The sequence below is a fragment of the Kosakonia sp. YIM B13571 genome, assembly GCF_042788095.1.
Taxonomy (GTDB): Bacteria; Pseudomonadota; Gammaproteobacteria; order Enterobacterales; family Enterobacteriaceae; genus Kosakonia; species Kosakonia quasisacchari.
The window spans coordinates 443,830-467,287 of record NZ_JBHZPL010000002.1 but is presented as its reverse complement, the minus strand read 5'-3'; the positions used below and the strand labels follow the sequence as shown (position 1 = coordinate 467,287).

Here is a 23,458-nt window from a genome sequence, read left to right as displayed (position 1 = left end):
TGTAAATTAATTGTTTCACAGCATGCGCGCGTCGCCCTATTAATGGGGTTATCTCCTCTAACGCGAGTTTATTGCATGTCTTATCGCCTGAGTTTGCTGGATAAAAGCCCCATCGCGGAACACGAAACCGCACAGGATGCCCTGGCCCGCACGCTGCAACTGGCGCAGCAGGCGGAAAACTGGGGCTATCACCGCTTCTGGATTGCCGAACATCACAACACCACCCAGTTGGCCAGCCCGTCGCCGGAGTTAGTTATCGCCTGGATACTGGGTCAAACGCGGCGAATTCGCGTCGGTTCCGGTGGGGTGATGCTGCAACATTACAGCCCGTTCAAAGTGGCGGAAAACTTCAACCTGCTGGCGACCCTGGCACCTGGGCGCGTTGATCTTGGCGTCGGCAAAGCCCCCGGCGGTTTGCCGCTCTCAACCCGCGCACTCCAGCAGGGAATAAACAGCGCCGAAAAGGGCAGTTTTGCCGATCAACTGGCGCAACTCGATAACTGGTTGTCCTTGTCAAAAGATGACCACGCAGAAGAAACCGTTCTGGCAACACCGCTACCCCCGCAGCGCGCTGAAGGTTTCCTGCTTGGCGCGAGCCTCGAAAGCGCGCGGCTTGCGGCAAAATTGGGCTGGAATTTTGTCTTTGCCGCCCATCTCAACGGTGACAAAGCCCTTTTACGTGACGTTGTCACCCAATGGAAAAAGCACAGTCAGCGCGACACGATAGTTGCCGTACAGGTGATCGTCGCGGAAACCGAAGCCCAGGCGAATGCGCTGGCGCAACAGGTGGAAGTGTGGGGCGTCGAGCTGGCAAACGGTCAGCGCGTGAGCGTCGCCAGCGAAGCGCAAGGCCATGCGTTTGCCCGCCAGGCAGGCAGCCCGGCGGTGCGCATCGCAAAACGCGAGCCGTCACTGATAGCCGGAACAGCGGATCAAGTTCTGGCGGGGTTGGAGGAACTGCATCAGCAATTCGCCATCGATGAATTTATTATCGACACGCCGATCAGCGAAGGGAGCGCGCGGCTGACCTCCGTATTGCGTCTGGCGCAGGCCCACGCAAACATGAAAGCAACGCAGGAGGTGGCAGGATGAGCTTTGCAGAACAACTGATCGACTGGCGACGTGAGTTACACCAGTACCCGGAGTTGTCGTTGCAGGAGTTTGAAACCACCCGGCGTATTCGTCACTGGCTGGAGCGCGCCGGGCTAAGATTGCTGCCGTTGAGCCTGCCAACCGGCGTGGTCGCAGAAGTGGGCAGCGGCGAAAAAGTGATCGCTTTGCGCGCGGATATCGATGCGTTACCGATTGAAGAAGCGGTCGACGTGCCGTTTGCTTCGCGCAATCCCGGTGTGATGCACGCCTGCGGACACGACGTTCACTCCAGCGTCATGCTCGGCGCGGCGCTGCTGCTAAAACAAAAGGAGCCGCAACTGACGGGAAGAGTGCGCATTCTGTTCCAGCCCGCAGAAGAGAATTTTGGCGGCGCGAAGCGGTTAATCGATGCCGGCGCACTGGACAACGTTAGCGCCATCTTTGGCATGCACAACGAACCCGGATTACCGGTCGGGTCGTTTGCCACGCGCGGCGGCGCGTTTTACGCCAATGTGGATCGTTTTTCGCTGACCGTCACTGGCAAAGGCGCACATGCCGCGCGCCCGCACGAAGGTAACGACGCCATTTTGCTGGCCAGCCAACTGGTGGTCGCGCTGCAAAGCATTGCCAGCCGTAACGTCAATACACTGGAGTCGGTAGTGCTGAGCGTCACCCGCATTCAGGGGGGCAATACGTGGAATGTGCTGCCGGAACATGTCGAGCTGGAAGGCACGCTGCGCACTCACCAGGTGACGGTGCGCGAAAAGGTGAAACGCCGCGTAGACGATATTGCCGCCGGTCTGGCGCAGGCGTTCGATGCCAGTATCAACGTGCGTTGGTTTGAAGGGCCTGCCGCGTTGGTCAATCACGATCGGTGGGCAACGTTCGCCCGCGACGTCGCTGACTGGCACGGTTATCAGACGCAAGAGGCGGATCTGCACATGGGGGGCGAGGATTTTGCCGTCTATTTGCAGCATATTCCGGGCGCGTTTGTCAGCATTGGTAGCGACAGCGACTACGGTTTGCACCACCCGGCGTTCAACCCCGATGAAGCGTTAATCGAAGAGGCGGCGCGTTATTTCGCACTGCTGGCAGAAAAAGCACTGCTGCAATCCTGATGTGAAATTTGTCTGCCTGGGGCTACTGCTCCGGGCCTCCTGTTGCCCGAATATGAGGATCGATTATGTCTACAGCACGACAACTGCGGCTTGGCACCCTATTACATGGCGCATCGGGAAATATGTCCGCGTGGCGACATCCGGCGGCGATCGCCGATGCCAGCATTAATTTTGACTTCGTGCAGGAAACCGCGCGCATTGCCGAGCAGGGGAAACTGGACTTTCTTTTTGTCGCCGACGGTTTATATATCAACGAAAAATCGATCCCGCATTTTTTAAACCGTTTTGAACCGATAACTGTATTATCCGCGCTCGCCAGCGTGACCTCGCACCTCGGTCTGGTGGGCACACTTTCCACCTCCTACAGCGAGCCATTTACCGTTGCGCGCCAGTTCGCAAGCCTTGACCATCTGAGCAATGGCCGCGCGGGCTGGAATGTGGTGACCTCGCCGCTGGAAGGCTCGGCGAAAAACTTTTCCCGCGCGCAGCACCCGGATCACGCCTTACGTTACCGCATTGCCGATGAATATCTCGATGTGGTGAAAGGGTTATGGAATTCCTGGGAAGACGATGCGTTTGTGCGCAATAAAGCGACCGGGCAATACTTTGACGCCAATAAGTTACACCCGCTGAATCACCACGGTGATTTTTTCCAGGTTGCCGGACCGCTTAATATTGGCCGCACGCCGCAAGGACGACCGATTATTTTCCAGGCCGGTGCCTCAGACGATGGTAAACAACTGGCCGCCCGTCACGCCGACGCCATTTTTACGCATCAGGAAACGCTTGATGAAGCCAAAGCGTTTTATCGTGATGTGAAAAATCAGCTGGAAAAATATGGCCGCCGTCATGATGACCTGCATATTTTCCAGGGCGTCAGCGTCATTGTCGGCGACAGCGAAGAAGATGCTGAACAGCAATACCAGACCACCGCCGCGCTGGTCTCCATTACGGATGCGCTGAACTACCTCGGGCGCTATTTCGAACATCATGACTTCAGCCAGTACCCGCTCGACGAGCCGTTCCCGGATATCGGCGATTTGGGGCAAAACAGTTTTCGTAGCACCACTGATGAGATCAAGCGTAATGCGCGCGAGCGCCATTTAACGCTACGCCAGGTCGCGCTGGAAAGCGCTTCGCCGCGCCCCCGATTTTCCGGCACGGCGCAGCAAGTGGCCGATGGTCTGCAACTGTGGTTCGAAAGCTACGCGGCTGACGGTTTTATCATCCAGGGCGGAACCCCGGATACCTTCCCGCGCTTTGTCGAAAAAGTGGTGCCGTTGCTGCAAGCTCGCGGCCTGTTCCGTAGTGAATACCCCGGCACGACACTGCGCGAAAGCTTAGGGTTGCCGCTGCCTGCTCATCCTTCCTCACAACAATAAAAGAAGAAAACGCTATGCAGAAAACATCGCTATTGCTGGCGGCAACGCTGGCGCTAACACCGCTGGCCTGGGCCCAAGATGTCAATATCAACGGAACGGGCGTGAGCCTGGAAGCCAACAAAACGCCGATCACCACGGCGAAAAACGCGCAGGCCATTGCGCAGTTGCCGAAGGATTATCACTTTGTGGTGCCGGGAAAACTGACCGTCGCCGTGGCGGCGCTCAACTCTCCACCGCTGACGGTGTTTGCGGATGACAATAAAACGCTGCTCGGTAGCGAAGTCGACATCGCCCGCCTGGTCGCCAGCAGCCTTGGGCTGGAGCTGAACGTGGTTCCGACCTCGTGGGAGGACTGGCCGCTCGGCGTCACCTCCGGCAAATATGATGCGGCGATCAGCAATATTACTGTCACCAAAGAGCGCAAAGCGAAGTTCGATTTCGCCACTTACCGCAAGGATTCACTCGGCTTTTATGTCAAATCCACCAGTCCGCTGAAATCGATTGAGAAAGCCGAAGACATTGCCGGGCTGCGCATTATTGTCGGCTCCGGCACTAATCAGGAGGCTATCCTGCTGGCGTGGAACGCGGAAAACGTGAAAAAAGGGTTGAAACCGTTTACGCCGATCTACACCAAAGATGACGCCGCTCAGACGCTGGCGCTGCAATCCGGTCGCGCCGACGCTTATTTCGGCCCGAACGTGATTGGCGCGTGGAAGGCGGCGCTGACCGGCAAAACCAAGCTGGTCGGTAGCGTGGACGGTGGCTGGCCGAAAGCGGCGCATATCGCCGTCACCCTGCGTAAAGGCAGCGGGCTGGTTGAACCGGTGCAAACCGCGCTCAATGGCGCGATCAAAACGGGCGACTACGACAAGGTGCTCAATCGCTGGGGCGAGAGCGTAGAACGCATTCCGGCGTCGGAAGTTAATCCGGCGGGTCTTGGCGATTAAGGAGGCTGTCATGAGTGAACGTTTCCGCGATGTCTCGCCAGATGCACCGGAATTGCAGCCGATCTTAAACGGGCTGTTTGGCGAATACACCGCTCGCTATGGCGACTATTTTTCCCGCAGCGCCGAAGTGGAACTTACCGAATGGTATTTAGCGCCGCAGGGGCTGTTTATTGTGCTGGAGCGCGATGGCGAGATCATCGCGACCGGTGCTTACAAAGCGTTTGATGCCCATACGGCGGAGATCAAACGCATCTGGACGAAGCATGAACTGCGTAAGCAAGGGCTGGCGGCCAACATTGTGCAGGAGCTGGAGCGGCGCGCGGTACTGGCCGGTTACAGTCATATCTACCTGACCACCGGGTTTCGCCAGCCGGAAGCGGTGCGGCTTTATCTGAGTCAGGGTTATCAGCCGCAGTTTGATGTCCATCGCGATCCGGAAGAGTACAGCCAGCCGCCGTTCGATGGTCGGTTGCGCTTTACCAAAGCGTTGTCGGTTGAGCATTTAAGCAAAACTGCCTGAGGAGCGACCATGAAAAATGCAGAAACGATCAAAGTGGTGCCCGCGCGCTACCCGCTGCGCACGGTCGGCGCGGTTGTCGCCCTGTTTGTGCTGGCGGCGATTGTTCAGTCGGTGGCCTTTAACCCGCGCTGGGAATGGAGCGTGTTTGCCCGTTGGTTTTTCGACCCGGTTATCCTCGAAGGGTTAGGGCAGACGCTGTTGCTGACCTTGCTCGGCACGGCGCTAAGCGTGATTTTTGGCGGTCTACTGGCGTTAGCCAGACTCTCGTCTTCGTGGCTATTGAGCAGTCTTGCCTGGAGCTATATCTGGTTGTTTCGTTCGCTACCGCTGATTGTGGTGCTGATCATTCTTTATAACTTCTCCTATCTGTACGACACCTTATCGCTCGGCATTCCGTTTACCGGAATTCAGTGGGCGAGCTATCAAACCATCAACGTGCTTGGGCAGTTTTCCACGGCGGTCGTCGGGTTGACGCTGGTGCAAAGCGCCTATACCGCCGAGATTATTCGCGGTGGTTTTCTTGGGGTTGATCACGGGCAGTACGAAGCGGCGGCCGCGCTGGGGTTACCCGCCTGGCGGCGCACGCTGCGCATTATTCTGCCGCAGGCGCTGCGCACGATTTTGCCGTCCGGTTTTAACGAGATAATCAGCCTCGCCAAAGGCACGGCGATGGTTTATGTGCTGGCGATGCCGGAGCTGTTTTACACCATTCAGATGATTTACAACCGCACGCAGGAAGTTATCCCGCTGCTGATGGTTGGCGCAGTCTGGTATCTGGTGATCACCAGTGTGTTGTCGGCTATTCAGTATTTGGTTGAACGCTGGCTGGCACGCAGCGAACGGCGTTCAGCGATTTCACCCACACGGGTTCGTTCATATTCCACTGCCCGCGTGGCGCAACCGCAGGAGCCCGTTCATGCCAACCTCTCTTAATGGTCATATTTCGATTACCGGCGTCAGCAAATATTTTGGTCGTCATAAAGCGCTGGATGAGGTGTCGCTGGAGATCCCGCCCGGTTCGGTCACGGTGATCCTGGGGCCGTCCGGTTCCGGGAAATCGACGCTGCTGCGCACCATTAATCACCTTGAGCGCGTGGATGAAGGGTTTATTCGCATTGATGGCGAATATATCGGCTATCGCCTGCATGGCGACAAGTTGTATGAACTGAAAGAGAAGGAGATTTTGCGCCAGCGCGTCAACGTCGGGTATGTGTTTCAGAGCTTCAATTTGTTCCCGCATTTGACGGTACTGGAAAACTTGATTGAAGCCCCGATTGCCCACAAGAAGTTGAGCCGTAAAGAGGCTATCGATCAGGCATACGATCTGCTGGATGTGGTGGGGCTGCGCAACAAAGCCGATGCCTGGTCGCGCCATCTTTCCGGCGGGCAGCAGCAGCGCATCGCCATCGCCCGCGCGCTTTCCTTGCGCCCGCGCGTGATGCTGTTCGATGAGCCGACATCGGCGCTGGATCCGGAACTGGTGGGCGAAGTGCTGGATGTGATCAAAAAGCTGGCGCGCGCCGGTTCCACGCTGGTGGTGGTGACGCATGAAATCGGCTTTGCCCGCGAAGTCGCCGACCAGGTGGTGTTTATGGTCGATGGCAAAATTGTTGAACAGGGAAGCAGTGACGAGGTGCTGAATCATCCGCAGCATCCGCGCACACGCCAGTTTTTATCGAAGGTCTTATAAGGAGCGAGAATGAAACGATTACTGGCGCTGCTGCTGGTCAGCGCAGGCAGTTTCGCCGCCGGGCAACTCGATTTAAAAGCCAATGAACAGCCGATTACTGTGCAGCGCAACGCGGCGGCGATCGCAAAAATCCCGGCGGATTATCGCTTTGTCGAGCCGGGGACACTAACAGTGGCGATCTCGGCGCTCAACTCACCGCCGCTGGCGTTGGTTGCCAGCGATAACCGCACGCGCATCGGCAGCGATCCGGATATTGCCCGTTTACTGGCGCAAAGCCTCGGTTTAAAGCTCAAACTGGTGCCAACCGCATGGGAAGACTGGCCGCTGGGCATTACTTCCGGGCGTTATGATGTCGCGCTGGTGAATATCGCCGTCACCGAAGCGCGCAAACAGAAGTTTGACTTCGCCACCTACCGCGCGGATTCACTGGCATTTTCGGTTAAATCATCCAGCGCAATCCAGACGATCCGCTCTGCGCAAGATCTCGCCGGGCGCAAAGTGATTGTCGGTTCCGGCACCAATCAGGAGCGCATTTTGCTGCGCTGGAATGAAGAGAACCAGGCCGCCGGTCGGCCTTTAGCGCAGCCGATCTATCTGACGGATGACGCCTCGGGGAATTTATATATTCAGTCCGGGCGAGCGGATGTGGTGTTTGGTCCGCAATCTGTCGCGGCCTACAAAGCAGCGCTTAACGGCAGCACGAAAGTTGTTGGCCTGGGGCCGAAAAAAGCCTGGGTGGCAACCACCACGAAAAAAGGTAATGGCCTGGTGTATGCCCTGCAGGCGGCGCTGGATGGCGCAATCGCGCGCGGGGAATATCAACAGGTGCTGGCGCGCTGGGGGGAGCAGGGCGAAGCGGTTGAACGATCGCAGGTCAACCCGCCAGGTATCACTTACGATTAAACAAAAAAACGCTGTTCCGCCGGGAGTACAACGTGCGGAACAGCGTGGCGCACTCGAGTCGCCAGTGTTAAGCGGTGGTCGGCGTAAGCGTGATACGCTCCAGCGAACCGACAATAAACAGATAAGAGAAAAGACCAATCAGCCCCATTGAGCCGACATACAGGATCGCGTAATCAAACGAATGGGTATTAGCGAGGATCACGCCAATCACCAGCGGTGTAACAATACTTGCCAGGTTGCCGCACATATTGAACACGCCGCCGGCTATTCCCAGTACTTCTTTTGGCGACGTATCGCTGAGCACGCACCAGCCAAGGTTGCCAAACCCTTTGGCGAAGAACGCCACGCTCATGGCGGCAATCACCACGACTTCTGAATCGGTGTAATTAGCGAGCACAATGACGCAGGAGAGCAGCATGCCGCAGATAACCGGGAATTTACGCGCGGTGGTCAGGCTGTATCCGCGCGTCAACAGCCAGTCGGATACTACGCCGCCCAGCAAGCCGCCGATAAACCCGGCGATAGCCGGAATACTGGCGACAAAGCCCACTTTTAAAATCGACATCCCTTTGGCCTGATAAAGATAGGTGGGAAACCAGGTAAGAAAAAACCAGGTAATAGATGTTACACAGAACTGACCGATATAAACGCCGATCATCATACGATTCACGCAGACACTTTTGATTTGCGCAAAACTGATTTTCGCCGGGCCTTTTTTACTGCCTAATTCCGGCTCGCCGCCGCCATCACGAATATAATCAATTTCCTGCTGGTTAATTTCTTTATGGGATAATGGATCGCGAATTTTAATCAACCAGAATATACCCAGCACCACTCCGATTGCGCCAATATAATAAAAAACATAGTGCCAGCTCAGGGTGTGCAAAATAATCGTCATGAGCGGAGTGATAATCCCTAACGAAATATATTGCGCGGCCTGGTAAACCGCCGTCACAAAACCGCGTTCTTTATTGGGAAACCACTGCACACTAAGGCGGCTGTTGGCAGGGAAGGCAGGCGCCTCAATGGCGCCCATCATCAGGCGCAGCACGACCAGTACAATGAGCGGGCTGGCATACAGATAAATCGTGCCCTGAAACATCGTGACAATCGACCAGCCAATCAACGCAACACCATAAACTAACCGCGAGCCATATTTATCCAGCAGCCAGCCGCCGGGAATTTGCATCACCACATAGGAGATACCAAATACAGAAAACGCCAGGCCTAATGCTTCGGGATCAAAACCTAATTCTTTACTCATAATTGGCGCGACAACGGAAAGTGTCGCGCGGTCAGCATAATTAAATACAGTGGCAAGAAATAGAAATAACAGAATGCTGTAACGCACATTAGTGCGTTTAATTATTGTATTCATCACAACTCCTTTAGCAGGGTTGAATGTAGATGTAGGGTACAAAAAAGACGGAAGGAGCCTCCCGTCCGGGATTTATTATTATGGGCGTTTGCCGAATTCGCAGCTTTGCTGAGTCCAGGCGCGTGCTTGTTCGCTCAGCGTGAAGCCCAGGCCGTGACGGTCGGAGACATACATCCGCCCATCGCGCAGTTCAAGCTGTTCGTTAAACAGTGGATTCAGCCATTCGAAGTGCTCCAGCCACGGCTCCAGCGGGTAAGCGGCGGAAAGGTGTAAGTGCACTTCCATGGCAAAATGCGGTGCCAGTTTGCGGTTGTGTTTGGCGGCCAGATCCATAATTTTCAGGAACGGCGAAATCCCGCCAACACGCGGTGCGTCTGGTTGCACAAAGTCGCTGGCATTGCCGAGGATCAGTTGTTCATGTTCGCGGAAACTGGTGAGCATCTCGCCGGTGGCGATCGGCGTATCCAGCGCCGCGGCAAGCTGGGCGTGGCCTTCAACGTCATAGGCATCAAGCGGCTCTTCAATCCAGATAAGGTTAAATTTCTCCATCTGGCGTCCCATACGAATCGCGGTTTCGCGATCCCATTGCTGATTGGCATCGACCATCAGCGGGAAGTCATCGCCCAGCGCTTCGCGCACGGCGGTGAGGCGGCGAATATCCTCTTTGGTATCCGGCTGACCGACTTTGATTTTGATACCGCCAATTCCATTTTCACGCGAAATAATGACGTTTTTCAGCACCTGATCCAGCGGCGTATGCAGGAAACCACCCGAGGTGTTGTAGCACTGTACCGAATCACGGTGCGCACCAAGCAGCTTCGCCAGCGGCAAACCGGCGCGTTTGGCTTTCATATCCCACAGTGCAATATCGATAGGGGAGATGGCCTGCACCGCCATACCGCTGCGCCCAACAGAGGCTCCGGCCCATAACAACTTGGTGTAAATCTTGTCGATATCATTCGGATCTTCGCCAAGCAGATTATCGGCAATCTCTTTTGCATGCGCATAAATCCCCTGACCACCGGCGCGTTTGGAGTAGCTAAAACCGACGCCTTCAAAACCGTCGCGGCTGCGGATTTCCGCAATAATAATCGCCACTTCGGTCAGCGGTTTTTGCCGCCCGGTCAGCACTTTCGCATCACTTACGGGGGTCGCCAGCGGTAGAAAGGCGAGGGAGAGTTTTACCCACTCGATGCGGTCACCGGTTTCAGCGGCGGTTTTTACATCGGATGCTCTGGCGTAGGTTACGGCATCGGAATTAGCACTTACGGTCATGGTTTTGCTCCTGTGAACAACAATAATGTTTGCGCTAACATTTGTAGATCGACAAGAAAATAATCGCCAGCGGAAGGAGGGTATTTTGTACAACCGATCACAAACCCAGCGCTAAAAAGGGTGTTTATTGCTACGGTAATCACATTTTTTGGGCTGTGCGGTCTCGGTACATCAAAAAATGATAGCGTTAACATTATATAACCAATATGCAAGTTAACTCACTGATTTATGAGGCTGGACAGGCAATGAAAAGAGAAAGAGGTATAATACAAAAACTGAAATTAATCATACCCAATGACCGTTTGGTTCTCTGTGAGTGAAGATGTCGAAAACCGCTCGTCCTGTGCCACCGCGCGCCCCAACGCTGGAAGACGTTGCGCGTGCAGCGGGGCTATCCTCAATGACCGTAAGTCGGGCGCTTAACACGCCGCAACTGGTGCGGCCAAAAACGGTGGAAAAGGTGCTCGCCGCCGTAAAAGCAACGGGCTATATTCCGAACGCGCTGGCCGGCGGACTGGCATCGCGGCGCAGCAAATTGATTGCCGTGGTCGTACCGCAGATCAACAACAATATGTTTGTCGATACGATCCAGGCTATCAGCGATGAACTGGCGATACGCGGTTATCACATGCTGCTGTGTGTTGCCGGTTATACCCAGCAAACCGAAGCGGATCTGGTCGCTGCGCTGTTGTCGCGCCGCCCGGATGGCATCGTGCTGACTGGCATTCACCACTCAACCGATTTGAAAAAAGTGATCCTCAACGCCAGTGTGCCGGTAGTGGAAATTTGGGATTTAACGCCCACACCGCTGGATATGCTGGTTGGCTTCTCGCATGAAAAAGTGGGCCAGGCCACCGCAGAATATCTGTTGCGCAAAGGGTATCGCCGACCGGGGTTGCTGTGGACCGTGGATAAACGTGCGTCGCAGCGCAAAGCCGGGCTGTGTGAAGCGCTGGCGCGTCATGGCATTACCGATCCGCTCAGTGTGGATGTGGCGCTACCGGCACGGTTTACGTCAGGGCGGGTAGGGCTGTCGCAGTTGCTGGAGCTGGGTGAGTCCGACGTGATTGTTTGCAGCTCCGACACGTTGGCACAGGGCGCTATTGTTGAAGCGCAATGCCGTGGCCTGCGCGTACCGCAGGATGTGGCGGTTATTGGTTTTGGCGATCTCGATTTCGCCGCCGGGAATAACCCCGCTATTACCACGGTGAGCGTCGACAGGCAAATCATTGGCCAGCGCGCGGCAACCTTGTTGATGGAGCGGATCGAAGGGACAAGTTCCGGGGACGAGATTGTGGATATCGGCTTTCACTTCATTGAACGGGAATCGGCGTGATCGTATGAGAATTAACGTTATTGGCACCAGCGGTAGCGGCAAATCAACGCTGGCGAAACGCCTGGCCAGCCAGCTCAAAGTGCCTTATATCGAAATGGATCTGCTTTACTGGCGCCCGAACTGGCAGGGGACGCCGGATGAGGAGCTGTATTCGCACCTGGAAAAATTGCTTGAACAACCTGGCTGGGTACTTGATGGCAACTATAACCGTAGCCGCGACATAAAATGGCGCCATGTTGATCTGGTGGTGTGGGTTGATTACGGGTTCTGGCGCACGTTGCGGCAGGTGACGCTGCGCGCCATTGAACGCGCCAGAAGCGAACAGGAGTTATGGCCGGGAACCGGCAATCGTGAAAGCCTGCGTCGTGCTTTTTTGAGTCGCGAGTCGATCATTCTCTGGTCGCTGAAGACCTGGCGCAAAAACCGTGAACGCTATGCGCGGGATATGGCCGATCCGCGTTATCAGCATCTGCGTTTTGTTCGCCTTACCACGCCTCAACAAGTTGACGAATTTCTCGCCAGTCTGACCTAAGCTTAAGGCTCATCCTGAACATAAGGAGCCCTTATGATTACGGTTTATGGTGTTCCCGGCTGGGGATCGGCCATCAGCGAAGTGATGCTGACGCAGGCAGAGATCCCTTATCACTTCATCAATGTCGATGGCTTCGACAAACCTGGCCCACAACAAGATACCCTGCGCAAATTAAACCCTTTGTGCCAGGTGCCAACCCTGCAACTGGACGATGGCAGCGTGATGACGGAATCCGCCGCTGTGGCACTGATGATCCTCGATCAGCGCCCGGATTTAGCCCCCGCCCCAGGCACCGCGCAACGCCAGCAGTTCTGGCGGTTGCTGGTCTGGCTCGTCGCGAATGTCTATCCCACTTTTACCTACGCCGATTACCCGGAACGCTGGGCAGCGGATGCGCCTGAACAACTGGTAGAAAATTGCCAGAAATACCGTAAATCGCTCTATCTGTGGCTGGACACGCAATTGCAGGCTGCGCCTTATGCTTTTGGCCAACAACTGACGCTGTTGGATATTTATCTTTGCGTAATGCGCACATGGGGACCGCGTCATGCATGGTTTGCCGAGAATACGCCAAATATTACCGCCATCGCTGATGCGGTATGCCAGTTACCGCAATTGCAAACCGTGCTGCGAAATAATGAAATTATCCGTTAGCCTGTTATTTTCGACATATTAATATTCTTAGAACCTCGCATAAGTTGAAACAGTATATAAATCCGGGGCGAAAAAAAGAATTTGAAATCACCCCGGTTATATGAGACAACATTTGGCGAATTTTCGTAGTCGACGCAATATTGCATCTTTGCGGAAAAATCGGAATATTAATTTAACAGGGTGAAAATGATGGAATATATTCATTCGTATTTGAAAGGTGGTTCCTGGTTTACGCTTGGCGACAGCATAACAGAACGAGGATGGTATCAACCTATTGTTGCAGAAAACTTAGGGCTGGCGGAGTGGAGAAACTACGGTATTGGTGGAACCTGTATCGCCCAAAAAAATGAGCAAGATAATTCAGCCATTTGCTTACGCTATAAAACCATGGGGGAAAATCCAGACCTTATTACTCTCTGGGGCGGTGCCAATGATTTCGGTTTTAACTTCGGCTCGGATGGCGGCACCGAAATAGGCGACAGAAACGATAAAACATCATTAACCTTTTATGGCGCAATGGATCTACTACTTACCGGCGTTATAAAAAAATATCCGTTGGCCAGAGTAGGATTTGTTGTTACGACACCCGTTTCAAATGCGCGCGGACACGGGCAAAAAAATGCCAAAGGATATTATCTGGCAGATTATTGTAACGTTATCAGAGAAAAGTGTGAGGAATATTCCATACCTTATCTCGACCTGCAAAAGAACTCCGGCTTTAACGAACTCAATATGGACATTATGACCAGTAATACAACTGGCGTGATTTCCGATGGTTTGCACCCTTCAAAATTAGGCATGGAAAGACTGGCCACCAAGATTACGCATTTTATCTTATCGTTGTAGGAGAGGTGGCTATGAGAATTGCAACCATTGATCTCCTGAAAATACTCGCGATCTTTCTTGTCATCCTGGCGCACGTGACGTTGTTTTTTCTGAATCACGACGAAAGCGATGTCGTGTTGTGCTTTTTCAGGCAGGCGGGGCTGTGCGGTGTTGCTCTTTTTTTTATCTGTAGCGGCTATTTTTTATTAAATAACAAACACGAAGATCAAGCAAACTATGTGATTGCCAAGATTAAAAGCATCGTTGGTGTACTGATTTTCTGGTTATTATTTTATTACGCGTATGATACCTGGTGGATAAGTCGATTTACCGATGTGCCGGAAATTAATCTCCTTAATTACCTGAATGTCAGTAAAGCCACCACAGAAGCAACGCCGTTATGGTTCATATTCGCCATTATTCCGTTGTACATTTTCACACCCTTAATGCGGCATACTTTTAAGAAAGAACGCGCGAGTGAAATACTAAAAGTCGTTGTGTTAATGGTGATTATCGCCAACCTGACATTATTAAACATATGGACTGAAGCCAGCTTCAATTTCTCACTTTTTGCATTTAACTTGCTCATTCCCTTTCAACCTGAAGGACTGATTTGTTTTTTAATTGGTGGCTACCTCGGGCTGGTTAAACCAACGCTCAGGCAATTCTCTATTGCGCATATTATGACGTTAACGCTGGCGGTTATCGCACTGTTCGTATTGGCGTACATCTCGTCCAGCGCGGGAATCGCCATCTTTTATGGTAAGTTTTATAATATATTATTACTTATCTCTTCCGTCGGCCTGTTCTTGTTCATTGTTAATCTGAATATTAATATGCTACCACGCTGGGTGAGCAACCTGAGCGACAATGTCCTGGGAATCTACCTTGTACACAACATCTTTGTCGTGGAAATTCACAGTGTGTTTATTCATGAAAAGCTGTTGGGAATAATCTCGGAAGCGAATATTTATCTTTATATCATTGCTTATTCCTTGTTGGCTTTTCTCCTTTCTTACGGCCTCTGTGCTCTGCTGAAAAGATCAAAGATAACGGCCAGAATTGTCACACTTTGACAACCTGAATGCGGCGCAAGGACCAGTAACTTGTGCTACTGTCACTCTCTTTATAAAACAAGGAGTTTGCTATGCCGCACGTTGATATTAAATGTTTTCCCCGCGATCTGTCTGAAGCGCAAAAAACCGCGCTGGCAAACGATATCGCCGAGGTGATTGTTCGCCATTTGAGTAGCAAAGATAGCGCTGTCAGCGTCGCTCTTAACACCGTCGCGCCAGATAACTGGAAAGCGCAGGTATGGGACACCGACATTGCGCCGCATATTGACACGCTTATCAAAAAACCCGGCTATTCAATGTAAATATCCTGCCGCCCGCACCTGCCGTGTGGGCTTTTTTTATCAATTTGCTAAACAAAAGATGCTGTTGTTTTGAACAACTTCCCGGAATATATAATACGCTGCAATCTGATTATGAATGTAAGCGTATCAGTTTTTTCATTATTTTCGCTTTCGGAAAATTCATATTTGCGCGATCTTAAATACAATTCTAGAGTTTTTATTATCTCGCTCAGGATAATAACCAGAGCAATATAATTATCACGGAAAGCGCTAGATTGATTAATTTCGCTAGCAACTCATTAAACAAGGAACGTCGTTCATGAAGCCATCCCGTTCTTTCATATTATTATTGCCTCTGTTTGCCGCATTGCCGTTGCAAGCCGCAGAGCCCGCAGCGGAATCACAAAACTGGTATCCCTCAATTTATGGTGCAAATGATGAAATAGGCGCAGCAAATCTGCTCACGCCTGAGGTTGTTTTACAAGCTATTCACCTTGTAAAACAAGGTGTTGTTGTGCCACTGGCGGTGCCGGTTGATAAGGATTTCCCGGCGTTTCGCCACCGCAGTTTTCATCTCTACAATATTCAGCCCGGCCAGCAAGACGGGAAAACGCTTGGCCCGAATAAATTCACCTTCAATGATGAGCTGATCAATGCATGGACAGGCGTGGGCACGCAATTAAACGGCATCGGCCATATCGGCATTAATAATATCTATTACAACGGTAATAAAGCGGCAGATTTCGTCACTATTGATGGTGTTAAAAAATTAGGCATTGAAAAAGTCCCGCCGATGGTAACGCGAGGCGTGGTGTTAGATATGACCACTTATTATAAACAAAAGATTGTTCCCGGCGGCACAGAGTTTAGCGTTGAGGATATTCAGTCGGTATTAAAAAACCAGGGATTAACCTTAAAGAAAGGCGACATCGTTTTATTTAACACGGGATGGCTGGAACTTATTGGTAAAGACAATAAACAGTTTCTGGAAAAGGAGCCTGGTATTGGCATGGAAGCAGCAAAATGGTTGGCGGACCAGCAGATCGTCGCGTTTGGCGGCGATACCTGGGCGTCTGAAGTGTATCCAAACCCTGCAACTAAGGAGGAGTTCCCAATCAATCAATATCTGTTAGCAAAACGGGGGATCTACAACCTGGAGTTGATCGATACACGTCCACTGGTAGGCAAACAAGTTTGGGAATTCTTGTTCGTCCTTGGCCAACCGCTGTACACCGGTTCAACACAGGTCAACATCAACCCTGTGGCGATTTATTAGTTTTTTGTTGTTGTTTGTTGTTGTTTGCTGTTAGCGCTACCCTGAAGTGGTTTTCATTTTTAGTAAAACATTGTTCTGTGGAGCAGTTCGGGTTTCATTTACCGGGTTAATGGTTACATAAGCGTCTTTGACATGGAGATGATTATGTTTCGGAAACTCAGTTCACTGACATTCGCGCTGCTCCTTTTTTCGCACCCTTCATTTGCTGCTCCAGAGAGTTTTCCCATCTGGCCGCAGGGCGATGCGCCAGGCGCTAAAAGTAGCACGGTCAAATTTGTATTAACTGAACGCAGTAAAGATCCTTCGCTTCCCGACCGCGCCGTGACCGGCATTCGCGCGCCGCAAATCACCGTGTACAAACCGCAAAAACCCAACGGCACCGCCATCCTGGTGATTCCGGGCGGATCGTATAAACGCGTCGTGCTGGACAAAGAGGGCAGTGATTTAGCCGCGCCTTTCAATGCGCGCGGTTACACCTTGTTTGTGATGACCTACCGCATGCCGGAAGATGGCCATGCCGAAGGGGCTGACGCCTCGCTGGCGGATGCGCAACGTGCCTTGCGTACCTTGCGTGCGCAGGCAGAATCACGCCATCTCAACCCGAAAAAAATGGGTGTAATGGGTTTCTCCGCCGGCGGGCATGTCGCCGCAAGCCTGGAGACGCGTTACGATGAGAAGGTTTACAGACCGGTGGACGACATTGATAACCAGCGCGCACGGCCAGATTTTGTGGTGCTGGGTTACCCGGTGATTTCAATGGATCAGGCGATTGCCCACGCTGGTTCGCGAAAAGCGCTAATCGGTGAAACGCCAACGGCGGAGCAGATCAAACACTACTCGCCGGAACAGAATGTCACCGTGCAAACACCGCCGACCTTTCTGCTGCATGCCGTGGATGATCCTTCTGTACCGGTTGCCAACTCGCTGGTGATGTTTAACGCGCTGCACGCCCATAATGTGCTCACCGAATTGCATCTGTTCAGCAAAGGGCAGCATGGGTTTGGCGTACGCGGTGTAAAACACCTTCCGGCAGCGGTCTGGCCAGAACTGGTGATGAACTGGATCGACGCGCTGCCTGAGTAAATGCTTCGTCATTCGCCAGCGGTGATGCGCTTGCCGCTGGTGACGAACGTGCCGCCGCCAAGGTGATGAATGGTATTCAGTTTATCGTCATCAAAGTGCCAGCGCCCATTGATAAATACACGTTCATCCGCGGCGGCGGAAACCACTTCGCCAAACAGCGTGTCATATTTTTCTTGCGCTGCGGTTGGTGGAAGCAAACGACACTCCATCCACGCCAGGCACTTCTCTTCGATAACCGGCAGGCCCAGAACCGGCCCGGCGATAACAGGAATGCCATAGCAATTAAACTTGTCTTCATCGCGACCGGTCACGCTACCGACTGCATAACTCCAGTTCGTTGCCGCAACGCCTGGCACCACAATGCCAAACATGCCGCTACGTTCAATCAGCTCACGCGACCAGGCGCTTTTGTCCACCACAATTGCAATTCGCGGCGGCGAAAACTCAACCGGCATCGACCAGGCCGCTGCCATCACATTGCGCCGGTCGATCTGCTCATCGCGGCTGGTAATAAGAATGGTCGGACCGTGGTTTAGCAGGCGACAAGCATGTTCTAACGCCAGCGGACGGAAATGGCTCATAACGGTTCCTCTGTGTAATAGTTTCTGGCATTAAGTGGCTGAACAGGCAGCAAAATCAAGGCGTGGCGCATTATCCGGCACTCCTTGCGACCACAATCTGTCCGCGGCCTTGCTCTTTCGCCAGGTAGAGCGCCAGGTCGGCCGCACGTACCAGATTATCTGCGCGCGCATGGCGCGGCCAGGTCGCCAGGCCAATCGAAACAGAAACCGGGCCAATGTCCTGTGATTCATACAGCATGTGATGATTCACGACATTATTCAGCAGCGTCTCAGCCACTTTTTTCGCCTGCACGTCATCCGCACCGGGCAGAACAAGCAAAAATTCTTCGCCGCCATACCGGAATGCAATGCTGTTTTCATCCAGCGTTTCGGTGATCAGCCGTGACAGCTCACGCAGCACCTTATCACCCGCGTCGTGGCCATACTGGTCGTTAAGCTTCTTGAAATAATCCACGTCGACCATCAGGCAGCTCAGTTTCGTGCCTTCAACCATCGCCTGATCGAGCATATTGCGCAGTGTTTCATCCAGGCTGTGGCGGTTGCGCAGGCCCGTCAACGAGTCGTGCATGGCGCGTTCTGTCAGCGTATCACGCAGGATCTGGTTTGCCAGCGCCAGCGCCAGCGTTTCTGCCAGCAGCTCCAGGTAGATATAGGGCGGTTCTTTGCCTGGCGTGTAGTTATCGAAAGTGAGCAAACCAATGCTTTTATTCTGCGCGTTAAGCGGCACACAAATCGCACGCGTGGCGATCTCGGGTTGAAGATGTTCGCAGGGCATGTCAACGCCGCCTTTCGCAGGGCTATGCAACTGCCCACGTTTTAACGCCCAGCAATGTTCGGGCGGGAAGGGGGCATCTTCGCCCGGCGGCAACCCCCAGCGCGCCACACACTTCATGCGCTTAGTGCGCGCATTGAGAACAAACAATCGGCCGCCCATATCCGGAATGATTTGCGGCGCAAAGCGGCTGATCACACGAAAAATCGCGCTATGGGAATCACACCCCTGCAACCGCTGCGTCATTCTCGCCAGCAATGTCCGCGTGGCCCACTCCGCGTCTCGCTCAAGTTCCAGACGCTGCCGTGTCAGGCCGTTTTCGCGAAATATGCGGATGGCCTGCGCCATATCACCGATTTCATCCACCTGCGCCAGCACCGGCGCTTCCACATCGTAATCCTGGGTCGCCAGGCGGTTGACCACATCGCTTAACGTCACCACCGGACGCAAAATGCGGTGCTTGATAATAAAACCGAGCACAAACAAGAACAGTAACGCCGTCAGCCCAACCATAATTTCGGATAAAGTGCGTAAGCGTAACGATCGGTCGGTTGCTTCGGCTATCGCAGTCTGGACACGCTGATCGGATAGGCTGCGGAAGTGGGCGAAACGGTATTCTGTTTCGGAAAGCCGCTCTTCATAGCTGGCGCTATACAGCAGATTCATCGCCTCGTCCGTTTTCCCGGCTTCAATATCGGCGATGGCGATGCGCTGCTCATCCTCCAGCTGATCCAGCGTCGACAGCCCATCACGCAAAATCAGGAGCTCTTCATCGGAAGCGCCGCGATCACGCAGGGCGACCAGATGATTTTCCAAATCGATATCCTGCTGCTGGCGGGTTTTCCAGCTTTGAATCAGTTCTGGCTGCTTTTTGATCACCGCTTCTCGCGCCAACTCGGTGAGCGCATAAGCCTCTTTTTCCAAATCGTCTGTTAACTCATCGAACACGCGGTTTTGCGCCACGGCGTCACGCTCTGCACGTTCCGCATTCGACGCCAGAAACAACGCCACGCCGGAGGTCAGCGTTAATACCACGGTCGCGGTATAAGCAAAATTGGTGATCGTAGCGATGCGCACGGGAATCCTTTTAGATATGAGTACAGGAATATGCTTTCAGTTTAGACATTCAGTTAAAAATCAATGCGCAATATTGACGTCATTTCTTCGTCATATTCGCTGCCTATAGTCAGCCGCAATCAAATCCCAAAGAGGATAACAACATGTTTGCTCCCCTGACTTTTGTGCAGGTGGATGCGCCCCGTCGGCTCAAAACCACGGGTCAATCACGGCTTTCTGTTACGGGAGGGCGTGGATGAGCGCATTCACCGATATCCGCTTACAAGGTGTTTCCTTCGCCTTTGGCGCACATACCGTTCTTAATCACGTCGATTTACATATTCAACCTGGCAGCATTGTTGCGCTGCTCGGCCCGTCTGGCTGCGGCAAAAGCACCTTGCTGCGCTTGCTGGCAGGGCTGAGTGAACCGGCAGAAGGTGAGATCTGGTTTGGCGATCGCCTGGTGGCGAAAGCGGGCTGGACGTTGCCGCCGGAAGCGCGCGACATCGGCATGGTATTTCAGGATTACGCGCTCTGGCCGCATATGAGCGTCGCGCAAAACGTGGCTTTCCCGTTAAAAATGCGCAACGTGCCGCGCGCAGAACGCGAACAGCGCGTGTCACAGGCGCTGGAGAGGGTCGGGCTCGCTGAATTCGCCGGGCGCAAACCCTCAGGTTTATCTGGCGGGCAGCAACAACGCGTGGCGCTGGCGCGCGCCATCGTTGCCGAACCCAGCGTTCTGTTGTTTGACGAGCCGCTCTCCAACCTCGACACCGCGCTGCGCGAATCCTTATGCCACGAGATGGCGCGTCTGCTGCGCCAGCTTGGCACCACCGCCGTGTATGTCACCCATGACCACCGCGAAGCACAGTGGCTTGCCGACCGCATTGTGCATTTAGCGTCCGGGACCGTTGAATCTGTACGAACCGTTACTTCATCCTCAGGGGAAATTGCATGAAAGCCTTACTGTCTGTGAAAAAAGGAGTCGCTTTAGCCATGGTGCTGTCGTCCATGATGATGTCCAGCGCGCACGCGCTGACCGTTTACACCGCAGGTCCTGGCTCGCTGGCAAAAAGCCTGGCCAGCGGCTTTGAGCAAAAAACCGGCGTTAAAGTCAATATCTTCCAGGCGACAACCGGCAAAGTGATGGCGCGTCTGGAAGCCGAGCAGGCCAATCCGCAGGCCGATATTTTAATTTCCGCCTCGTGGGATACCGCCGAAGATCTACATAATCGCGGCTGGTTGCTGCCGTTTAACAGCGCCAATGCTGACAAAGTCCCGCAGACATTAAAAAGCGCCGACTATGTGGCGCAGGGCATCTCGGCGCTGGGGATTGTCTGGAACACCAAGAGCGGCACCCCGGAACCAAAAGAGTGGAACGATCTCACTTCAGCGGACTTCAAAGATAAAGTTACCACGCCCGATCCGTCGCTCTCCGGCGCATCACTTGACCTGCTGATTGGTCTGCAAAACGGTATGGGCGACCGCGCCTGGCAGTTATTTGATGCGCTGAAAAAGAATGGCATGGTCGTAAGCGGTCCGAACGCCCAGGCGGTAACGCCGGTGATGCAAGGGGCGAAAGCGGCGGTGTTTGGCGCGGTTGACTACGTGACGTATGGCAATATCGCGCAGGGTGAATCGCTGAAAGTGATCTTCCCGGCCAGTGGCACCGTTATCGCTCCGCGCCCCATGATGATCCTCAAAACCACCCAACATGCGGACGACGCCAAAGCGTTTATCGATTACGTACTGTCGTCGGAAGGGCAGAAAATGGTCGCCGACGCCTGGTTGATGCCTGCTCGCACGGATGTGGAAGGCAAACGCCCGCTGTTTACCGAGCTGAAAGTGCTGCCGACCCAGAGCAATGGCACCAGTGAACGCGGTGACGTGCTGAAGCGCTTTAACACGCTCTTTGCTCAATAATCCTTTCGATCTTTGCGGGGGCAACCCCGCTTTCAGGATACCCGTTGTGAACCAAAGATTAATTGCGCAAGCAACGCTGGCGCTGCTGCTGATACTGGTGGCGCTGCCGCTGCTGTTTATTCTCCTGCAGGCGGTGTTCCCACACTTTAGCGCGGGTGAATTTGGTGGCGCGTTTTCCGCCATCCCCGGATTGCTGGCCGAACCGCAACTGCCCGCCATGTTCGGCGGTACGCTGCAAATTGCCTTCGGTGTGGCGCTGTGCAGCGCGCTGATCGGTTTGCCGTTCGGCGTCGCACGCGGGTTATTTGATTTACCGTGCCCGAAACTGTGGGATCTGCTGTTTTTGATTCCGTTTTTAACCCCGCCTTATATCGCCGCGCTGTCATGGATGCTGGTGTTGCAAACCCAGGGTTACCTGATGCAGCTCACCGGGCTCGATCTCAATAATTTACTGTTCAGCAAAGTTGGCATCATTCTGGTGATGACGCTGAATATCTTTCCGGTGGTTTACTTTGCCGTGTCGCGCAGTTTGCTCGCCAGCGGGCAACGACTGGCGCAGGTCGCACGCATTCACGGCGCCACACCCTGGCGGGCGTTTTACCATATCACGCTGCCGTTACTTTCCCCGGCGCTGGCGGCCGGTATGTTACTGGCGTTTACACTGGCAGTGGAAGAGTATGGCGTGCCCGCCGCACTTGGAACCCGTTCTGGCGTGGTGATGTTGACTGTTGGCATCGAAGAGAAACTGGCCGACTGGCCGATCGATTTACCCGGCGCGTCGCTGCTGTCGGTGGTGCTGATTGCTATTGCGCTGTGCGGATGGTGGCTCCAGCGTAAGCTAACCGGAGATAAAGATGTCACCAGCGTGTCCGGGAAACCGACTGAACATATCGGGGCGAAACTCGGTTTTGCCACCTTACCGGTGCTGCTGGTGATGGCAATAGTCGGCTTTCTCGCCGTGGTGCTACCGGGATTGTCGATGGCGCTTACCGGCTTCAGCTCCACGCTTTCCGGCGGTGTGTCGCTGGATAATCTCACCGTGAAACATTTTGCCGCGCTATTTGAACAGCGCGGTGATGCGCTGCCCGCACTGGGCACCAGTTTGTCGCTAGCGTTGGGCGCGGCGCTGATTACCGGCGCGCTGGGCTTGTGCGCCGCCTGGCTTGTGGTAATGCAAAAGATTAAAGGACGCACGGTAATTGATGCGCTATCGCTGATGCCCGCCGCGCTGCCCGGTGTGGTGGTTGGCGTCGGGTTGATTTTGCTGTGGAACCGCAGTTTCTGGCCGGTTTCCCCCTACAACACATGGACAATTTTGCTCATCTCTTACTGTTGCCTGCTTTTGCCATGGCCAGTGCGTTATATCGGCAGCGCCATGCGCCAGTTGGGCGGCAATCTGGAGCCTGCTGCGCGGGTTCACGGTGCCAGCGCGTTTCAGGCGCTGCGGCTGATTGTGCTGCCGCTGATTTTCCCGGCAATGCTCGCCTCCATGCTGATGGTGTTCGCCATTGCATCGCGCGAGCTGGTCACCTCGCTGTTGCTGGCTCCGGCGGGTACACAAACCGTGGCGGTATTTATCTGGCGGCAATTCGAGCAAGGCTCTGTAGGTCAGGGGATGGCGATGGCAACCCTGACGCTACTCACCGGGCTGGCGTTGATGCTCACCGCGCTTGGAATAATGCAACGCAGCACAAAGGGATAAATCGAGGGCACAAAATCGACGGTAAAGCGAAAAAAATGCGCTATAACAACGGGACA

The 23,458-nt window shown here is 53.8% G+C and carries 21 protein-coding genes and 1 pseudogene; 18 read left to right on the top strand and 4 right to left on the bottom strand.

The window, feature by feature from the left end; translation table 11 throughout:
* Window positions 1-75: 75 nt before the first annotated feature.
* The 7 genes and pseudogenes from ACFX4O_RS07295 (at window position 76) to ACFX4O_RS07265 (ending at window position 7,652) form a co-directional block, all read left to right on the top strand.
* On the top strand, window positions 76-1,092 hold the full coding sequence (locus tag ACFX4O_RS07295; protein WP_380207913.1) for an LLM class flavin-dependent oxidoreductase: 1,017 nt from the start codon (window positions 76-78) through the stop codon (window positions 1,090-1,092).
* Window positions 1,089-2,210, top strand: a complete 1,122-nt coding sequence (locus ACFX4O_RS07290; protein WP_380207912.1) for an amidohydrolase — start codon at window positions 1,089-1,091, stop codon at window positions 2,208-2,210. The genes ACFX4O_RS07295 and ACFX4O_RS07290 overlap by 4 nt, the downstream gene beginning before the upstream one ends.
* A gap of 65 nt (window positions 2,211-2,275) precedes the next feature.
* Window positions 2,276-4,539: pseudogene (locus tag ACFX4O_RS07285) on the top strand (NtaA/DmoA family FMN-dependent monooxygenase).
* A gap of 10 nt (window positions 4,540-4,549) precedes the next feature.
* Window positions 4,550-5,059 carry a GNAT family N-acetyltransferase gene (locus ACFX4O_RS07280; protein WP_380207911.1) on the top strand — a complete coding sequence of 170 codons (510 nt, stop codon included), beginning with the start codon at window positions 4,550-4,552 and terminating at the stop codon, window positions 5,057-5,059.
* Between the two features lie 9 nt (window positions 5,060-5,068).
* Window positions 5,069-5,992, top strand: coding sequence for an amino acid ABC transporter permease (locus tag ACFX4O_RS07275; RefSeq protein ID WP_380207910.1), 924 nt, complete (start codon window positions 5,069-5,071; stop codon window positions 5,990-5,992).
* Window positions 5,976-6,749: an amino acid ABC transporter ATP-binding protein gene (locus tag ACFX4O_RS07270; RefSeq protein ID WP_380207909.1), complete on the top strand. Its 774-nt coding sequence runs from the start codon at window positions 5,976-5,978 to the stop codon at window positions 6,747-6,749. Before ACFX4O_RS07275 ends, ACFX4O_RS07270 begins: the two co-directional genes overlap by 17 nt.
* A gap of 9 nt (window positions 6,750-6,758) precedes the next feature.
* Window positions 6,759-7,652 carry a transporter substrate-binding domain-containing protein gene (locus ACFX4O_RS07265; RefSeq protein WP_380207908.1) on the top strand — a complete coding sequence of 298 codons (894 nt, stop codon included), beginning with the start codon at window positions 6,759-6,761 and terminating at the stop codon, window positions 7,650-7,652.
* Between the two features lie 67 nt (window positions 7,653-7,719).
* Here ACFX4O_RS07265 and ACFX4O_RS07260 read toward each other — a convergent pair whose 3' ends face one another.
* Together ACFX4O_RS07260 and ACFX4O_RS07255 are read right to left on the bottom strand one after the other, a co-directional pair.
* A complete protein-coding gene (locus ACFX4O_RS07260) occupies window positions 7,720-9,030 on the bottom strand; it encodes an MFS transporter (protein WP_131410265.1) in 1,311 nt (436 codons plus the stop codon).
* Window positions 9,031-9,108: 78 nt separating this feature from the next.
* A complete protein-coding gene (locus ACFX4O_RS07255) occupies window positions 9,109-10,305 on the bottom strand; it encodes an L-talarate/galactarate dehydratase (protein ID WP_380207907.1) in 1,197 nt (398 codons plus the stop codon).
* A 322-nt stretch (window positions 10,306-10,627) separates the two neighbouring features.
* Here ACFX4O_RS07255 and ACFX4O_RS07250 point away from each other — a divergent pair, with 322 nt between their 5' ends.
* The 8 genes from ACFX4O_RS07250 (at window position 10,628) to ACFX4O_RS07215 (ending at window position 17,368) form a co-directional block, all read left to right on the top strand.
* Window positions 10,628-11,641 carry a LacI family DNA-binding transcriptional regulator gene (locus ACFX4O_RS07250; protein WP_380207906.1) on the top strand — a complete coding sequence of 338 codons (1,014 nt, stop codon included), beginning with the start codon at window positions 10,628-10,630 and terminating at the stop codon, window positions 11,639-11,641.
* Window positions 11,642-11,645: 4 nt separating this feature from the next.
* Window positions 11,646-12,173 carry an AAA family ATPase gene (locus ACFX4O_RS07245; protein WP_380207905.1) on the top strand — a complete coding sequence of 176 codons (528 nt, stop codon included), beginning with the start codon at window positions 11,646-11,648 and terminating at the stop codon, window positions 12,171-12,173.
* Window positions 12,174-12,206: 33 nt separating this feature from the next.
* Window positions 12,207-12,827, top strand: a complete 621-nt coding sequence (locus ACFX4O_RS07240) for a glutathione S-transferase family protein (RefSeq protein ID WP_131410257.1) — start codon at window positions 12,207-12,209, stop codon at window positions 12,825-12,827.
* Window positions 12,828-13,013: 186 nt separating this feature from the next.
* On the top strand, window positions 13,014-13,673 hold the full coding sequence (locus ACFX4O_RS07235) for an SGNH/GDSL hydrolase family protein (protein ID WP_380207904.1): 660 nt from the start codon (window positions 13,014-13,016) through the stop codon (window positions 13,671-13,673).
* Between the two features lie 11 nt (window positions 13,674-13,684).
* Window positions 13,685-14,728: an acyltransferase gene (locus ACFX4O_RS07230; RefSeq protein WP_380207903.1), complete on the top strand. Its 1,044-nt coding sequence runs from the start codon at window positions 13,685-13,687 to the stop codon at window positions 14,726-14,728.
* 71 nt (window positions 14,729-14,799) lie between these two features.
* Entirely contained in the window at window positions 14,800-15,030 is a 231-nt protein-coding gene (gene pptA, locus ACFX4O_RS07225) for a tautomerase PptA (protein WP_131410253.1), read from the top strand.
* Between the two features lie 298 nt (window positions 15,031-15,328).
* Window positions 15,329-16,285, top strand: a complete 957-nt coding sequence (locus ACFX4O_RS07220) for a cyclase family protein (protein WP_380207902.1) — start codon at window positions 15,329-15,331, stop codon at window positions 16,283-16,285.
* Window positions 16,286-16,429: 144 nt separating this feature from the next.
* Window positions 16,430-17,368 (top strand): alpha/beta hydrolase, encoded by a 939-nt coding sequence (locus ACFX4O_RS07215; RefSeq protein WP_131410249.1) that lies wholly within the window; start codon window positions 16,430-16,432, stop codon window positions 17,366-17,368.
* Between the two features lie 8 nt (window positions 17,369-17,376).
* On the opposite strand, the gene ACFX4O_RS07210 is transcribed toward ACFX4O_RS07215, so the two are convergent.
* Complete coding sequence (locus tag ACFX4O_RS07210; RefSeq protein ID WP_131410247.1) at window positions 17,377-17,949, bottom strand: flavin reductase family protein; 573 nt, start codon at window positions 17,947-17,949, stop codon at window positions 17,377-17,379.
* Between the two features lie 70 nt (window positions 17,950-18,019).
* Window positions 18,020-19,798: a diguanylate cyclase gene (locus tag ACFX4O_RS07205; RefSeq protein ID WP_380207901.1), complete on the bottom strand. Its 1,779-nt coding sequence runs from the start codon at window positions 19,796-19,798 to the stop codon at window positions 18,020-18,022.
* Window positions 19,799-20,033: 235 nt separating this feature from the next.
* Here ACFX4O_RS07205 and ACFX4O_RS07200 point away from each other — a divergent pair, with 235 nt between their 5' ends.
* The 3 genes from ACFX4O_RS07200 to ACFX4O_RS07190 are packed head-to-tail and all read left to right on the top strand — an operon-like array spanning window position 20,034 to window position 23,402.
* On the top strand, window positions 20,034-20,735 hold the full coding sequence (locus ACFX4O_RS07200) for an ABC transporter ATP-binding protein (protein WP_380207900.1): 702 nt from the start codon (window positions 20,034-20,036) through the stop codon (window positions 20,733-20,735).
* Window positions 20,732-21,700 (top strand): ABC transporter substrate-binding protein, encoded by a 969-nt coding sequence (locus ACFX4O_RS07195; protein WP_380207899.1) that lies wholly within the window; start codon window positions 20,732-20,734, stop codon window positions 21,698-21,700. Before ACFX4O_RS07200 ends, ACFX4O_RS07195 begins: the two co-directional genes overlap by 4 nt.
* Window positions 21,701-21,746: 46 nt before the next feature.
* On the top strand, window positions 21,747-23,402 hold the full coding sequence (locus ACFX4O_RS07190) for an ABC transporter permease (RefSeq protein WP_380207898.1): 1,656 nt from the start codon (window positions 21,747-21,749) through the stop codon (window positions 23,400-23,402).
* The last annotated feature ends 56 nt before the right edge of the window (window positions 23,403-23,458 follow it).

Excerpts from the sequence above, each read along its gene's own strand:
- ACFX4O_RS07295 (WP_380207913.1), top strand. The coding sequence starts at position 76 with ATGTCTTATCGCCTGAGTTTGCTGGATAAAAGCCCCATCGCGGAACAC.
- ACFX4O_RS07290 (WP_380207912.1), top strand. The coding sequence starts at position 1,089 with ATGAGCTTTGCAGAACAACTGATCGACTGGCGACGTGAGTTACACCAG.
- ACFX4O_RS07280 (WP_380207911.1), top strand. The coding sequence starts at position 4,550 with ATGAGTGAACGTTTCCGCGATGTCTCGCCAGATGCACCGGAATTGCAG.
- ACFX4O_RS07275 (WP_380207910.1), top strand. The coding sequence starts at position 5,069 with ATGAAAAATGCAGAAACGATCAAAGTGGTGCCCGCGCGCTACCCGCTG.
- ACFX4O_RS07270 (WP_380207909.1), top strand. The coding sequence starts at position 5,976 with ATGCCAACCTCTCTTAATGGTCATATTTCGATTACCGGCGTCAGCAAA.
- ACFX4O_RS07265 (WP_380207908.1), top strand. The coding sequence starts at position 6,759 with ATGAAACGATTACTGGCGCTGCTGCTGGTCAGCGCAGGCAGTTTCGCC.
- ACFX4O_RS07260 (WP_131410265.1), bottom strand. The coding sequence starts at position 9,030 with ATGAATACAATAATTAAACGCACTAATGTGCGTTACAGCATTCTGTTA.
- ACFX4O_RS07255 (WP_380207907.1), bottom strand. The coding sequence starts at position 10,305 with ATGACCGTAAGTGCTAATTCCGATGCCGTAACCTACGCCAGAGCATCC.
- ACFX4O_RS07250 (WP_380207906.1), top strand. The coding sequence starts at position 10,628 with ATGTCGAAAACCGCTCGTCCTGTGCCACCGCGCGCCCCAACGCTGGAA.
- ACFX4O_RS07245 (WP_380207905.1), top strand. The coding sequence starts at position 11,646 with ATGAGAATTAACGTTATTGGCACCAGCGGTAGCGGCAAATCAACGCTG.
- ACFX4O_RS07240 (WP_131410257.1), top strand. The coding sequence starts at position 12,207 with ATGATTACGGTTTATGGTGTTCCCGGCTGGGGATCGGCCATCAGCGAA.
- ACFX4O_RS07235 (WP_380207904.1), top strand. The coding sequence starts at position 13,014 with ATGATGGAATATATTCATTCGTATTTGAAAGGTGGTTCCTGGTTTACG.
- ACFX4O_RS07230 (WP_380207903.1), top strand. The coding sequence starts at position 13,685 with ATGAGAATTGCAACCATTGATCTCCTGAAAATACTCGCGATCTTTCTT.
- pptA (WP_131410253.1), top strand. The coding sequence starts at position 14,800 with ATGCCGCACGTTGATATTAAATGTTTTCCCCGCGATCTGTCTGAAGCG.
- ACFX4O_RS07220 (WP_380207902.1), top strand. The coding sequence starts at position 15,329 with ATGAAGCCATCCCGTTCTTTCATATTATTATTGCCTCTGTTTGCCGCA.
- ACFX4O_RS07215 (WP_131410249.1), top strand. The coding sequence starts at position 16,430 with ATGTTTCGGAAACTCAGTTCACTGACATTCGCGCTGCTCCTTTTTTCG.
- ACFX4O_RS07210 (WP_131410247.1), bottom strand. The coding sequence starts at position 17,949 with ATGAGCCATTTCCGTCCGCTGGCGTTAGAACATGCTTGTCGCCTGCTA.
- ACFX4O_RS07200 (WP_380207900.1), top strand. The coding sequence starts at position 20,034 with ATGAGCGCATTCACCGATATCCGCTTACAAGGTGTTTCCTTCGCCTTT.
- ACFX4O_RS07195 (WP_380207899.1), top strand. The coding sequence starts at position 20,732 with ATGAAAGCCTTACTGTCTGTGAAAAAAGGAGTCGCTTTAGCCATGGTG.